We start from the raw sequence: 14,994 nt of genomic DNA, 5'->3' as shown, positions 1-14,994 counted from the left end.
TAAGACCCGCCTGGAGCGCCTGGGTTTCTTCAAGGAAGTCAACGTCGAGACCCCGGCCGTACCGGGCGTCGATGACCAGGTCGATGTGAACTACAGCGTTGAAGAGCAGGCTTCCGGCTCGATCAGCGCCAGCGTCGGCTTCTCGCAAAGCGCCGGCCTGATCCTTGGCGGCTCGATCACCCAGAACAACTTTCTCGGCACCGGCAACTCCGCCAGCCTGGGCCTGACCCGCTCGTCCTACCAAAGCAAGTACAACATCGGCTTTACCGACCCCTACTTCACGCCAGACGGCGTGAGCCTGGGTTACAACCTGTTCTACAACGCCACTGACTACAACGAATATTACGATGACGATTATTCGTACTATTCCATCAATAGCTACGGCGCCGGCACCTCCCTCGGCTACCCGATCAATGAAACCTCACGGTTGAATTTCGGCGTGACGGTGCAACATGACAGCATCGAACCGGGGACCTACAGCGCCGATGAGATCTACGATTTCATCGAGCGTGAAGGCAAGGACTTCACCAACTTCAAGGCAAATCTCGGCTGGTCCGAATCAACCCTGAACAAAGGCGTGCTGGCCACTCGGGGGCATTCGCAAAGCCTGAACCTGATGGCGACGGTGCCTGGCAGTGATCTGAGCTTCTACAAGATCGACTACACCGGGCAGGCCTTCCTGCCGGTCACCGACGCCACCTCGCTGCGTTTACACACCAAACTCGGCTACGGCAATAGCTACGGTTCGACCGACGGCCTGCCGTTCTATGAAAACTACACCGCCGGTGGCGAAGGCTCGGTGCGCGGCTTTGAAAGCGGTACCCTCGGCCCGCGCAACACGCCGGCCACCGGCACCTATGCCAGCGCCGGCCAAGCCTACTACTCCGACCGGGACACCGAGTCACTGGGCGGCAACATACTCATCACCGGCGGCGTGGAGTACCTGTTCCCACTGCCCTTCATCAAAGACAACAAATCACTGCGTACCTCGGTGTTCTGGGACGTTGGCAGCGTCTATTCCGACAAGTGCTACCTGAGCACCACCCAGGGATGCGATGGGGTCGACCTCAGCCAGATGGCCAGCTCGGTGGGAGTCGGGGTGACGTGGTATAGCCCGCTGGGCCCGTTGAGCGCCAACGTCGCCTTTCCGGTCCGAACGCCGGATAACGCTGATACGCAGGTATTCCAGTTTTCCTTGGGGCAAACGTTCTGAAAGCGCTGGCCGGAACTGGTCGCAGGGCACGGACCTGCTATCTTTGATACAGACCTGAGTAGTTGCGACCCCATACGTATCCAGGTTTGAGCAATGGAGTGATGAAGTTGGAAGCAGTGGAACTGCTCGCTATGGATGAATGGGCCACATCATCTCTGCGTGGCGAGTGTGATGTGATCATCGTCAATTACAACGCTGGCAAGCTTTTGCTGGCGTGTGTAGGGTCGGCATTTGCCGCCGGCGCTTCCCGAGTGATCGTGGTGGATAACGACTCCCACGACGATAGCCTGATGCTGGTGGAGCGAACCCACGCTGCCGGCGACGCGCTTCAAATCGTACGCAATGCCGCCAACCTCGGCTTCGCCGTGGCGTGCAACCAAGGTGCCCGCCTGTCAGCGGCCCCCAACTTGTTTTTCTTGAACCCGGACACCGTGCTGGCCGCCGATGCCATAGACCACTTGCTACTGGCGCTGCGCAGCGCGCCGGAGATCGGCATGGTCGGAGGGTTCCTGTGCAACCCGGACGGCAGCGAGCAAGCCGGTGGGCGCCGGGTATTCCCCACGCCCAGGCGTGCCTTCATGCGGGCCTTCGGACTTTCGCGGCTCTCAGTACTTTTCCCATCGCTGTTATCCGATTTTTTATTGCACAAGGAGCCGCTACCCGGCACGCCCGTTGTCGTTGAGGCCATCTCCGGGGCGTGCATGCTGGTCAAGCGCGAAGCGATCGAGAGTGTCGGCTTATGGGACGAAGACTATTTCCTTCATTGCGAAGACCTGGACTGGTGCATGCGCTTCCATCAGGCCGGCTGGCGCGTACTGTTCGTACCTGATGCCCGTGTGATGCATGTATTCGGTGGTTGCAGTCGTCATCGTCCCTATTTCGTCGAATGGCACAAACACTTGGGATTCCTGCGTTTCTATCGCAAGTTCTTTCGCCGCAAGTACCCTACCGTCCTGTGGATCAGCGTGGTGATCGGGGTCTGGTTTCGATTCGGCCTGGTGGTCCTTCGCCACGCCACCACCCGGTTTAGAAATGCATGGAACCTACGATAAGAGCGCTCAATTGCGGATAGGCATATTGGGCGGCTCCAGCCTCCTGGGCGAGCGCGCCCTGCCATTGCTGGCGCAAACCGGCCACCTGACGAGCGCCTTCACTCGAAGCCAGCCCAAGGCGCCCTGCCCCGGCGTGACCTGGCGAAAGGCTGACGACTGGCACGGATTGGCGCTGGACACGTTCCTGTCATTCGCCCCCCTCTGGGTGCTGCCCGACTACCTGGAGCGCCTTGCCAGCACCCACGTCAAACGCGTTGTCGTGCTCTCCTCCACGAGCCGCTTCGCCAAGCACGCATCGCCTGACGCTCGGGAGAGGGACGTGGCGCAACGCTTGATCTGTGCAGAAGAACAACTCGAGCAGTGGGCGATCGAACGGCAAATCGAATGGGTGATCCTGCGACCGACCCTGATCTATGGCTTTGGCCGCGACAAGAACATCTCGGAAATAGCACGTTTCATTCAACGCTTCGGTTTTTTCCCGCTTATCGGTGGCGGTACCGGCTTGCGCCAGCCAGTGCATGGGGATGACGTGATCCAGGCGTGTCTGTCCGCCATGAGTACACCTGGCCTGCCCAGTGGCGGCTACAACCTCTCAGGAGGGGAAGTCTTGCCGTATCACACGATGGTGCGGCGAATCTTCCAGGCCATGGGACGCCCGGAGCGAACGCTGCCCCTTCCCGCCAAGGCACTCAGCGCGGGCGTTTCGATTTTGCGCTGCCTGCCACGTTACCGACATCTTTCAAGCGCCCTGGTGGGGCGGATGAACCAGGACCTGGTGTTCGACCATTCGCACGCCAGTGACTGGCTTGGTTTTGCTCCCCGGGCGTTTCATCTGATGGATGAAGATTTGCCTGGGCGCTGAAACAGCCTTGGCATGGTTGCGATGATGTTGGATGTGGCGGTGCCGGCCTTATTGCGACCCAGCCTTCTCCCCCGTTTCCCCGCCAGGCTCGTCACGATGAACGTGGGCCTGCCACGCCCCCCATTTGCTTTCGAAGTACGCCTGGTTTTTGTCCCAGAGGGCCTGGTACTCACCACTGGCGATCAGCTTCCTGAACGACGCCTGCCCGTAATGATGGATAAACGCGTCTTCGGCGCAGACCGTCCGGTAGCCGGCCGCCTGCACGCGACGGCTGTAGTCGTCGTCCTCGAACATGCCAATACCGAAGGCTTCATCCAGATAACCCACCTCTTCGAGGATGCGGCGGCGAAAGGCGACACAAAACATCGCCAGCATCGAAATATCGAACGTCTGCCCCCTGCGGGCTTCGGTGTAGCGGTCTGCAAAATCTTGCATCTGTTGAATGTCGGTGTAGGAAACCGCGACTTTCGCTTCGTTGCCTACCGCATTCGTGACCGGTCCGACCAAGCCGATACTCGGCTCTCTCAAATGCCTGACCAGCGGATCCAGCCAGCCGCCAGGCACTACCGTGTCGTTATTGAGCAACAGCAGGATGTCACCGTCGGCTTCTCGCAAGCCCTGGTTATTGGCCGCAGCGAAGCCTCGGTTGTCGGGGTTGAGGATGACCTTCGCGGTCGGCACCTCTTGGCGCAGGCGCTCAAGATAATCGCCCGTACCATCCTCCGAGCCGTTGTCGACGACAATGAGCTGGTAATTGGGCCAGGTGGTATTTCTCAGAATGCTGTTTACACATTGAATCGTCAGGTTGAGGTTGTTGTATGTCACGAGCACGATGGAGACTTTCTCGTACAGCCCGACGATAGCAAGTTGCATGCTATTGAATCGATCCTTCCAGTCGTTCGCTCGGGCGAGCTCCACGCGCCGCTTGTACAGGGCCAGGTCGCGCTCGGCCAAGGCACGCTCGATCTGCTCGATGAACTCATCGACCCCGGTGGCGAAGTACAGCAGGTCTTTGTAAATGCTCATCTCCGTCAAAGGCGTGGAGATCACCGGCTTGCCTGCGCTGATGTACTCGTAGAACTTCACCGGATCGACCGCATGCGTCACGTTGTAGAGCCTGAAGGGAATCAGGCAGGCATCGAAATGATCCAGGTAAAGCGGCATCTGCGAATAAGGCTTGCGGCCCAACAACTGGACATTGGGCTTGCGCTCAAGGCCCGCCAGATCGTCGACAAAAATATCCCCCACCAGGACGAAGTTCCACTCTGGCCGCCTGTCCGCCAACGCCGCCAGCAAAGGAAAATCGAGCCATTGCGCCAGGGCACCGTAGTAACCAATGACAGGCCCGACAAGCCCGTTCAGCACATCATTGGTAAAGCAGTGCTGCCGAAAAAAAGCGAAATCCACCGCGTTTCGCACCAGCACGCAGCGTGGGTTATGGGCGCACCACTTGTGGTAAAGCAACGCGGCGGAAACGGTCACCAGATCCGCCTGGGCAACCAGGGTCTTTTCCTCGCTCAGCAGCTGTTCGCCGATGTTCGGAAAACCATCCCAGTCATCCATGCAGTCATAGAGAATACGCCAGCCATGCATGGCTCGCAGGCTGAGTGCCACGGGGCTCCAGTAAGCGATATGCACCACCGAGAGGGCGGTTCTGATCTGCATGTCGGCGACCAATGCAGCCAGGGCACGCAGCAACGCCTGATGATTTTCAGGCGTCACTATTTTTTCGTAATACGCCTCTTGCGCCTCGCGCTGCAGGACCACTTCAAAGACATTGGGCGCCACCGATGTCAATCCATAGAGCTGTGCCTGTTCCGGCACACGGGCGGGGACGATATAAAACACCCGATAACCATTGCTCGCAAACTGACTCATCAACTGCTGCGGTCGCTGGAAGCGTGCGGCCCAATCGATGTTGGCGAAGCAGAGAATATCCAGGCGTCCCTTCGTGGCAAAATCAGCCTCCACCTCAACGTTCGGCAACGGTTCCGGTGCGGCCGGGTAGACGATTGCAGCGGCCGTGTCGGGGAACTCCTGGGTAGCGGCAAACCCATAACGCATCCATCGGAACAGCGAGCGCAAGGGGCGAGTGAAACGCCACGAACGGGTGTTTTGCAGGAAGTCGACTTTTGCCAAGGCAATATCGCGCTCATTGATGGCCGCATCTCTTTGAGCCAAGGCGGCGTCGCGGTCGATCAAGGTGCTGTCGAGCTTAAGCACGTGGGTATCCATGCAGTGGAGTGCTGTCGCCCGGTGGCCACATGGAACTGAGGGACCCCGGTCGGTAGAACGTTGCCGTCAGGCTGCGGCGGGAGGAATGACAGCCGCTCACCACGGGCGTGACAGCATGCCAGGAGTTATCCGAACGTACCAGGATCGCCGAGTTGCCCACCAGGGGCTCGATCTCGGCCGCCACGGCAGTGGGATCGTTACGGTGCAAGATGTTCAGGCACCCGCCGTCGTTGCGGTCCCAGGACTCATTGAAATACAGGATATGGGTGACCAGTTTATCGGGCAGGTCTGGATGGGCCCCCAGACTCGCGCCAGGACCGTAATGAAAAACGTTGACCTCCATCGGCACGCTGCGCAGATCAATCCCGGTCAGCTCCGACATGGCCTCACGATAGCCGGCCGAGCCAAGATCCTGCGCCAGCCTCAACCACGCCTCGCTCAGTTCTTCGGGGAAAGCGATGGTATGGCTGCCCATGTCTACCAGGGCGCGGGCCTCATAGTCATAGTTTTTTTCACCCCCATAGCCACTTACCGTCTTGAAGTGATCATGGGGGAAGGTTGCCGCCAACGCGGCGGCATCCTCGGCCGAATACAGACTGCCAATTTCAGCCCATGAGAACGGATGAGACTTTAGCGCCGCTGGCGTGAGACGAGAGAGATCTAGCATTGTCTGTTCTTGTTCGCTGTCAGGTTTCTGATACCACGGGCGATGGAACGCAGTGGTGCGGTCATTCGGAATGAATTGGAGTTCTGCAACTCAAGCATCCTGGCATCACTGAGGGCCAGTTGCTGACTGAGTTGGGCAATCCGTTGCTGCTGGGCGAGCGCCTGTGTTGCCGGCTCCGGCGTCGGTTCGATGACCTCAGGCTCCGCCACGACGGGGCTTGCCGGACATTCAGCCGGCAATGGGTCGCGACCCTGGGCTGCGCTTTCGAGCAGATTGGGCAGATGCTGTAGAAAAGCGCCCAACACCGGCTGGGACGACGTTTTGCCCTGGCGAATGATCGCCGCGACCCGGTCCCAATGCTCGACCAACCGATCTGCCGCCGCAAGCGCCGCGGGCGATGGGCGGGTCTTGCCCACCCGCGCGAGAAACCATTGCGGATCGACCGTCGCCACGTCCGGCAATGCGTGGAGTGTGTCGAACCCAGCCAACGCCGTGTATTTGCCCGTGGTCAGGTCCGCCGAGCAGAACACCGGGACGCCAAACGCCAGGGCGGTGATTGCCAGGTGGTAACTATGGCCGATCACCGCTTGGGCCTGGCTGAGAATTTCCGCCATGAGCAACGGTTCCGGCCAGAACGACAAGGTGACGGCCCCAGGCAAGCGCCCGGCAATGACCGACGGATCGTCCCCCAGGACAGGGCCAATCGGCACCACCAAAAACTGATAGCCCTGGAACGCCTCGGCGTGGTCTTCGAACAGTTTTACAAAAGACTCCACCACATGAATGGCGTGGATCACGATGTAAGGCCCATTCAACCCGGCCTGCTCACGCAGGCGAACGAACTCGACGGAAGGCTGCTGCTCATCGATCAGGCGGGGCAAGCCGAACGCGGTATCGGGCAGCACTTCGATCTCGGCCTGCGGGGTGAGCGCACCGAGGGCATCGCGCGACAGCGCATCACGGACGCGCACGTACTGGCTTTGCTCAAGGGCCATCGTCAACAACGGCCTGGCCCAGTCGGGAATACTGTTGCAATGCATCCCGGGGGCATTCCATATGACCGGAACCCCGTGCTGCTGCGCGATAAGCGCAGGGGTCAACCAGTAACCGGTGGGGTGATGGATATTGGCGGTTGTCGGACCATAGCCGTGGGCAACGACTTTATCGAACCGGATCAGGAAGCCCCCGCCGATCAAAACGCCATCCAGGCTGGCCGCTACATGAGGCAACTGCGTCAAAGACGTCACCGCATAGGGCCATTCAGGTCGATTTTTTCCGTGATAGGAAAACCGATGCAGGTTGACTGAACCCAAGCGCCGGACCAATTCCGCCTCGGCAATGATGGGAAACAGCAGATCACCGTAGTTTTCTACATCAAAGGTTCCGAATATAGCGACCTGCCACGTGCGCTCGTCCAGGTGTTGCGTCAAGACCTTCTCTCCTTGAGTCCCGCAGGCCTTGGCAAGCGACTCGACTGGCCGAGGGTCGATCCTCTGCAACCCCAGGTCAACCATGCCCAGAAAATGCTTGTTGTTCGGCAACATGTCGAACGCCAAGGGCGCCACCTGTTTCTCGATCAGTTGCGAGGTGTCTTCCGTCGCGCCGTGCAACAGCTTTAGCGTGACATGATAGCGCCCCTCGGCGAGGTTGGCCGGGAAGCGCACCGTGATCACCGCGCGCCGCCAGCCATTCTCGGCCGGGCCTGCTTGCAGTGCGAAGTTGCCCCCGCCGATCACCAGCAGCCTGGCTTCCTGGATGGTGAAGCTGATGTTGGGTTGAGTGATCGACTCATGCAGCAACGCCTCGGCACGAATCTCGATGTCGTCGCCATACAGGTAGCTGGAGGAAAGTTGCTGGGTGTTGGTGAAAAAGGCAGCGCTGATGTGCCCCTCCTCGGTCCCGAAGGCCATCCCCTCCTGCCCGCCCATGAAGGACTTGCGCGTCACCGGTATGACCCCGCCACTGGCCCAGCGGCGTTGCTCGTCACGCATGTCGAGCAAATGCAGCTCGGCCATTTCATCGGGCGAACCGCTGGCAACGACCCGGCCTGCGCGCAGATAGATGACCCGATGGCAAAAGCGCTTGACCATGCTCATGTCATGGGAGACGAACAGCAGGGTCGTGCCTTTGGCAGCCAGTTCTTCCAGCCGATTCAGGCATTTGAATTGAAACGAGGCATCGCCGACGGAAAGGGCCTCATCGACGATCAGGATCTCGGGCTCGACACAGACCGAAACGGCGAAGGCCAGCCGTACCAGCATCCCGCTGGAATAGATTTTGGTGGGCTGGTCGATAAAGTCGCCGATATTGGCAAAGGCGAGGATGTCATCGAAGCGAGCGTCGATTTCCGAGCGACTCAAGCCCAGCACCGCCGCATTCACATAGACGTTTTCCCGACCGGTGAACTCCGGATTGAAACCAGACCCCAGCTCGAGCAACGCCGCAATCCGCCCCTGCCCCTGGACACTGCCGCGAGTTGGCATCAACGTTCCGCAGATCAGTTGCAACAAGGTGGATTTGCCACTGCCATTACGGCCGATGATACCGACGGTCTCCCCCCTTGCGATGGTCAGGGAAACATCGTCCAGGGCCCAGAACTCGCGATAGAAACGCTTCCTGCCGCGCACCAGCATCTGCAACAGGCGGTCCTTGGGGGCATCGTAAATCTGATAACACTTGCTCAGGTTTTCGGCGCGGATGGCCACTTCAAACGACATCGGCAAAACCCTTCCATGAATCACGGCCATTATTGCGGCGTTACTGAATCAGTCCTTCGCTGGATGCTGCGGATGAGTTAAGCACAGATGGGATAAAAAACTTCGAATGAATCTACACTGGGCCTACTCCATGAGGATGCGCTCAAGGAGCTTCCGCTATTGTCTTGAGGATCAAGCTCCGATGCAGTCGTTCAGCACGTCCCCCGTTGCCATGCTCAAGAGTGTCCTGATCAATCGAATCTTGATCTACGTGTTGATCCGCAGGGAAGTCATCGGTCGCTACAAAGGCTCGATGCTCGGTATTCTATGGTCGTTCTTCACGCCGGTTTTCATGCTGGTGGTCTACACATTCGTGTTCAGTGTCGTTTTCAAGGCCCGCTGGTCTGGGGGCGGTGAATCCAAGAGCGAATTCGCCTTGGTGCTGTTCGCGGGCCTGCTGGTCTTCAACCTGTTTTCCGAATGCGTGAACCGTGCGCCAGGCCTGGTGCTGGCCAATACCAACTACGTCAAGAAGATCGTGTTTCCACTGGAAACCCTGCCCCTGGTGTCGCTCGGCGCAGCACTGTTCCACATGGCGGTCAGCGTCCTGGCCTGGCTGGTGTTCTATATCGTCCTGTTCGGTACCCCTCCGGTAACCGCGCTTCTGCTACCGGTGGTGCTGTTCCCATTGGTGCTGCTGACGCTGGGAATCTCCTGGTTTCTCGCCTCGATAAGCGTCTACCTGCGCGATATCGGCCAGTTCATCGGCATTATCATCACGGCGATGCTGTTTCTCTCACCGATTTTCTATCCACTCTCGACCCTGCCCCAAAGCTACCAGGTCGCCCTGCAGGCAAATCCCCTGACACTGCCGGTGGAAATGGTTCGCGATGTCCTGTTTTGGGGCAAGGCGCCACAATGGGGGCAACTGGCCGCTTATTCGGCGACCTCCGTACTGATTGCCTGCTCAGGGTTCGCCTGGTTCCAGCGGACACGCAAAGGCTTTGCCGACGTCATATGACGCTTGTTGGCGTGGCGCCCCGTCCAGCAGCCGCTATGATGATTCATGCACGGCTGGAGCCTGGGCCTGTCTGTGTTGATTGAAGCCAACATCGATCCTGAAAGACCGAGTATGCGTTGCCGTATTGACCAAAGGACCAGAAAACCGCATGGACCAGATCAACCGTCTTGTTGATTGCATTGACAAACTGACTCGCTCAACACATTCCAGATCCATTGAAGCCTTGCAACTGGTCAAGGAAATCGAGAATCGAGATCGGCTTATCAAACAACTGAACCTTGATTCAAAAGCGCTTCGCACCCGCCTGTCACTTCAAGAAGGCAAGACCGGGCGGCTGCGTGAGCGACTGCGGCTGGCCGAACAGCGCCTCAAGGACGCCGAGGCATTAATCCAGACAAAGGAAAAAGAGGCTGTCGTGTTTTCCGATTGGGCGGTGGATTTGCGTGCCCAACTGGCGGCCAAGCAAGCCGAGTTGTTCAAGCTTTCCGACTGGGGCAACGCCATCGAACGTGCACCGCTGCGTTATTTGATACGCAAGCAATTGTATAAATTATCGCGCCGGGTCTACGCCTGGTTGCCCCTCACCGCACAGCAGAAAAGCAAACTGGCGCGTCGGCTTCGAAATTGGCTGAAACCCGGCAAGGCAACACCAGGCGAATCATCGCCAGACGCTGGTTTTGCGCTGCAAACTCTGCCACCGCCCGTAAACGTTGCCGTACCGTCCAGCCTCGGGCAGCCCATGATCCTGATGTTCGGCGTGATTGACTGGCACTTTCGCATCCAACGCCCGCAAAACCTGGCCAAGGAATTGGCCCGGGCCGGACAAACGACTTTTTATATCTCGAACAATTTCATCGACGACGAGGCCCCCGGCTTCCAAGCAGAACCTTTGGAAGGCTCCCACCGGCTGTTCCAGATCCGTTTCAAGGTACGCGGTGCACCGGCCATCTATCATGCCCCGCCGTCAGCGGCCGTGATCCGCCAGTTGTGCGAAGGCCTGGCCATGCTCCTGGAAGCGGCGAACGTCGATGCCGCGGATTGCATTGTCCAGCACGCCTACTGGTTTCCGCTGGCAAGGCGTGTCCCCAACGCCACCCTGGTCTATGACTGCATGGATCATCACGAAGGTTTCGGCAACGTTGCCCAGGAACTGCTCGACCTGGAAATCGCCCTGATGCGCAGGGCCGATCTGCTGGTGGCGACATCCGACTGGATCGAACAACACGGCAAGCGGGAAAACCGCAACGTCGAGGTGATCCGCAACGCCTGCGAGTTCAGTTTCTTCAGCCGACGTCCCGACAGGGTCTACCGGGACCCTGCCAACAGAAAGATCATCGGTTACTACGGCGTTATTGCCGAATGGTTCGACCTGGACCTGGTCAAGCGGGTCGCCCAATCCTTCCCGCAGCACCTGATTCTGTTGATCGGCAGTGATATCGTCCAGGCAAAAAAACACTTCAAGGCCTGCCCGAATGTGATCCTGGAAGGTGAAGTCCCGTATACCGCCCTGCCTTACTACCTCCACGCCATGGACGTTTGCTTGCTACCGTTCAAGGTCATGCCGTTGACCCTCGCCACCAACCCGGTCAAGGTCTATGAATACCTGAGCGCGGGCAAACCGGTGGTGTCGGTGAAACTGCCGGAGTTGAGCCAGTTCGGCAAACTGGTCTGGGCGGTTGAAGAGCCGACTGAGTTCATCTCGACCCTGCGCGCTGTCCTGGGGGCACTGCCGGAGGCCAGCGCCACATTGGAGGCTCGTCAATCGTTCGCCCGAGGCCAGACCTGGCAGCACCGGGCCGCCAGCCTGCGCGATGCCATCGCGGCATTGCCCCAGCCCAAAGTCAGCGTCGTGGTGCTGACCTACAACAACCTCGAACTGACCAAGGCCTGCCTCGACAGCCTGTTGACCCAGAGCCAATACCCGAACCTTGAAATCATCGTCGTCGACAACCACTCCAGCGACCAGACCCCGGCCTACCTCACCGCCTGGGCCAAGGGACATCCGGACCGGATCGTCATCCTCAACCCGGACAACAAGGGCTTCGCCGCCGGCAATAACCAGGGCCTCGCAGCGGCCAGTGGCGACTATCTGGTCATCCTGAACAACGACACGGTCGTCACCGTCGGCTGGATCAAAGGCTTGATCCGCCATCTGCAGGACCACAAGGAAATCGGCATCATCGGCCCGATCACCAACAACATCGGCAATGAGGCCAAAGTCAGCACCCGCTATGGCCGGATCGAAGACATGCCCGCCGAGGCCGCGCAGATGACCCGCGCCCGTATGGGCGAGTGGTTCGAAATCAACACCCTGGCTTTTTTCTGCGTGATGTTCCCGCGCTCGACCTACGAGCAAATCGGTGGCCTGTGCGAAGAGTATGGCCTGGGGTTCTTCGAGGATGACGATTACTGCCGTCGCGTGCAGCGTCGTGGCATGCGCGCGGCATGTGCCGAAGACGTTTTCGTGCACCACCACCTGTCCGCCTCGTTCAACACCTTGGGCGCAAGGAAAAAACAGGCACTTTTCGAAAAGAACCGGGCGATCTACGAAAGCAAGTGGGGATCCTGGGTCCCGCACACGTACCGAGACGTATAAGCAGCCCCTTTGCAGGCAATGCCATTTATTCAAGGGAGCCGATGAATCCGTGGCGAGGGAGCTTGCTCCCGCTGGGCTGCGAAGCGGCCCTGAACCCAGCCTCCGCAGCGTGTCAGGTTGGTCGCATCCTGCCTTTTGGGGCTGCTATGCAGCCCAGCGGGAGCAAGCTCCCTCGCCACGGATCTTGGTTTGCCTTAATGGACAGCGTTGCCCCTTTAGCCGAGACGATATTTTGCCCAGATTCAGCCTGAAATACGCAGTGGTGTTGTTGGTTTTGCTGGCGAGTGCGGTGGTCGGCGCATACGGTTTTTCGACGCTTGAACTGGCGTCCATGAACAGCGGCACCCGGACGATATTGCTGTCACTGGCAGGGCTGGCCGCCCTCACCGTCTTCACTCGCAAGCCACCGATCATTCTTTGCCTGGGTTTGCTGGCGTGCCTGTCCATTGCCTGCGCACAGATTTGGCCGGTGATGGTCGTCGCGGTGTTCGCACTGTCTTCGACCGTGCTCGGCAGTTGGATGCTCAGGCAAGAAACCTTGGACGACTGGAGCGTCCACCTGCTGGTGGGAGCCGGTACGTTCGGCACGCTGACAGGCCTGGCGGCCTACTTGCCGATCAACTACCCCTGGCTGTATGGCGCGCTGCTGTTGTTGCCGCTTGTATTGGGGCGTAGACACATCACCTCGATAGGCCGTGAACTGTTGCGGCAAATCCGGGCCGACCGCTCAGCGCAAACACCCCTCCAGACGGGGCTCGACGTACTGATCTGCAGCTTCGCCTGCCTCTATGTGTTGGTCGCCTTCATGCCGGAGGTCGGGCACGACGCATTGGCCATGCACCTCTTTGTCCCGTCACACCTGGCCCAACAGCATCAATGGACGTTCGACGCCAGCACCTATGTGTGGGCGGTCATGCCCATGCTGGCCGACTGGATCTACAGCATTGTCTATATGCTGGCCGGTGAAACAGCCTCGCGCCTGAGCAACAGCGCGTTCACCCTGCTGCTGGCGTGGCAAATCCGCAACATGACCCTCTGGGCCGGAGGCTCCGCCACAAGCGCCCGCTGGGCCAGCCTGATCTTTCTGTCAACGCCTCTCGCCTTCGCTGAAAGCAGCAGCCTGCACATCGAATCGGCGTGGACCGCCTTCATGATGGCCGGGACGCTGGCGATCCTGAAGGTCTCAAGCGCTACGCCGGAGCCCAGGGAGCGCCTGTCGCAATTGCTCCTGGCGGGCCTCCTGCTGGGCTTCGCCATGGCGACCAAGGCGGTGACCCTGAGCGTCCTGCCGGTCCTGCTGGTGATCCTCTTGCTGCACTACAAGGCCTGGGCCGTCCACGGGATCGCCAAGACGGTCCTACTGGGCAGTGTCGCCCTGATACTGGCCGGTGCTACCCCTTACGTCTCTGCCGGGTACTTGACCGGCAACCCCGTGTTCCCGTTTTTCAATGCCATTTTCCATTCGCCGCTCTGGCCGAACATCAACTTCGAACCACCGGCCACTTTCGGTACCGGGGTGACCTGGGACACCCTGTATCGAATGGTCTTCAAGTCGCCTCAGTTCATCGAGGGGCGGGTTGGCGCGGCAGGTTTTCAATGGCTGCTGCTGCCCACGGCTGCCGTCGCCGTGCTGTTGAGTGGCAACAAAAAAGCCCTGTGCATCCTCCTGGTCGGCGCCGGCGCGATGTTCATGACGTTCCACTCAACGGCCTACCTGCGTTATGTGTTCCCCTCCTTCGCGCTGTTCTCAGTGATCCTGGCCCTGCCCTTTTCCGACGCCAGGATCTTCCCGCGCAGCCTCGCCATCATCGCCGGTGCCGTGCTGGTCCTGACCAATACCCGTTTCATCCAGGCCGCGACTTACTATGGCGACATCAAACCCTCTGCACTCTTGAGCACAGCAGGTCGGGATGCCTATCTATTGGAACGCCTGCCCATTCGAAAAATGGTCGACACCGTCAACGCCTTGAATACCGGACATCAGCCCGTGGCGGTCTTTGCGTCGCCCTTGATGGCGGGTTTACATGGCGATGCCCTTTACGCGTCGTGGTACAACCTGAAATGGAAAAACGAGTTCGACGCGGCGACCTCGCCATCAGAACTTGCCCAGCGCTTGCGCCGGCGCCAGGTGAGCTGGCTGGTGATCGACCTCAAGTCCCTTCACCAGGCGCCACTCGATCGGCTGCTCACGGTGTCCACGTCGTATGCCAGACTGGGTGACATGGAACTGCGCAAACTCAATGACACGCACTACGAACACCTGCTCAACCCAGAGCTGTCCAGCCTCGAGGGCTGGAGCCTGACGTCACCCTCGACCTATGACGCGTCGCGCAAGATCCTGACCGTCAACGTCAAGACACCGGCCACACAGCGGGTCGAAGTGACGCCGGGGCTGACGTACATCAACAGCGTTTCCGCACGTTGCGCAACGACGGTCACCGCCGGAAGAATCCAGGCCAATTGGATGGACGACCAAGGCAACTTCATTACCACCAGCATCGAAACGTTTGACTGCACCACGCAATGGGAGACCCATGAGATGAGCGTCGTCGCCCCTGCGAATGCCGCGTCCGTGATCATTTATGCATCCGGGCATACCGACACTCCCCTGGAGTTCAAGTCACTTTCATTCAGGCAATAGTGGGCGATATC

At 59.3% G+C, this 14,994-nt stretch carries 8 protein-coding genes and 2 pseudogenes; 6 read left to right on the top strand and 4 right to left on the bottom strand.

Annotation, left to right across the window (positions count from 1 at the left end; translation table 11 throughout):
- From bamA to V7773_RS09070, 3 genes are all read left to right on the top strand, one after another.
- Positions 1-1,213, top strand: a 1,213-nt coding sequence (gene bamA, locus V7773_RS09080) for an outer membrane protein assembly factor BamA (RefSeq protein WP_336073074.1), incomplete at its 5' end; no start/stop codon positions are given.
- Between the two features lie 107 nt (positions 1,214-1,320).
- Positions 1,321-2,265 carry a glycosyltransferase family 2 protein gene (locus V7773_RS09075; RefSeq protein WP_336073080.1) on the top strand — a complete coding sequence of 315 codons (945 nt, stop codon included), beginning with the start codon at positions 1,321-1,323 and terminating at the stop codon, positions 2,263-2,265.
- Positions 2,246-3,127 carry an NAD-dependent epimerase/dehydratase family protein gene (locus V7773_RS09070; protein WP_336073073.1) on the top strand — a complete coding sequence of 294 codons (882 nt, stop codon included), beginning with the start codon at positions 2,246-2,248 and terminating at the stop codon, positions 3,125-3,127. The genes V7773_RS09075 and V7773_RS09070 overlap by 20 nt, the downstream gene beginning before the upstream one ends.
- Before the next feature lie 48 nt (positions 3,128-3,175).
- Here V7773_RS09070 and V7773_RS09065 read toward each other — a convergent pair whose 3' ends face one another.
- The 4 genes and pseudogenes from V7773_RS09065 to V7773_RS09050 all read right to left on the bottom strand — a co-directional run.
- Positions 3,176-5,350: a glycosyltransferase gene (locus V7773_RS09065; RefSeq protein ID WP_336073072.1), complete on the bottom strand. Its 2,175-nt coding sequence runs from the start codon at positions 5,348-5,350 to the stop codon at positions 3,176-3,178.
- Positions 5,343-6,029, bottom strand: coding sequence for a 2OG-Fe(II) oxygenase (locus V7773_RS09060; RefSeq protein WP_336073071.1), 687 nt, complete (start codon positions 6,027-6,029; stop codon positions 5,343-5,345). The genes V7773_RS09065 and V7773_RS09060 overlap by 8 nt, the downstream gene beginning before the upstream one ends.
- Positions 6,023-7,384, bottom strand: a pseudogene (locus V7773_RS09055) (polysaccharide pyruvyl transferase family protein); the annotation flags it as partial. The gene V7773_RS09060 and the pseudogene V7773_RS09055, both read right to left, overlap by 7 nt.
- A 138-nt stretch (positions 7,385-7,522) precedes the next feature.
- Positions 7,523-8,746, bottom strand: a pseudogene (locus tag V7773_RS09050) (ABC transporter ATP-binding protein); the annotation flags it as partial.
- Positions 8,747-8,927: 181 nt separating this feature from the next.
- Here V7773_RS09050 and V7773_RS09045 point away from each other — a divergent pair.
- From V7773_RS09045 to V7773_RS09035, 3 genes are all read left to right on the top strand, one after another.
- Entirely contained in the window at positions 8,928-9,746 is an 819-nt protein-coding gene (locus V7773_RS09045; RefSeq protein ID WP_063320419.1) for an ABC transporter permease, read from the top strand.
- Positions 9,747-9,894: 148 nt separating this feature from the next.
- Complete coding sequence (locus V7773_RS09040) at positions 9,895-12,342, top strand: glycosyltransferase (protein WP_336073070.1); 2,448 nt, start codon at positions 9,895-9,897, stop codon at positions 12,340-12,342.
- Between the two features lie 232 nt (positions 12,343-12,574).
- Complete coding sequence (locus tag V7773_RS09035) at positions 12,575-14,983, top strand: phospholipid carrier-dependent glycosyltransferase (RefSeq protein WP_336073069.1); 2,409 nt, start codon at positions 12,575-12,577, stop codon at positions 14,981-14,983.
- The last annotated feature ends 11 nt before the right edge of the window (positions 14,984-14,994 follow it).

Source organism: Pseudomonas sp. 3JA (genome assembly GCF_036961705.1).
Lineage (GTDB): Bacteria > Pseudomonadota > Gammaproteobacteria > Pseudomonadales > Pseudomonadaceae > Aquipseudomonas > Aquipseudomonas fluorescens_Q.
The sequence above is the reverse complement of the archived record's forward strand: the minus strand, read 5'-3'. Positions and strand labels throughout refer to the sequence as shown.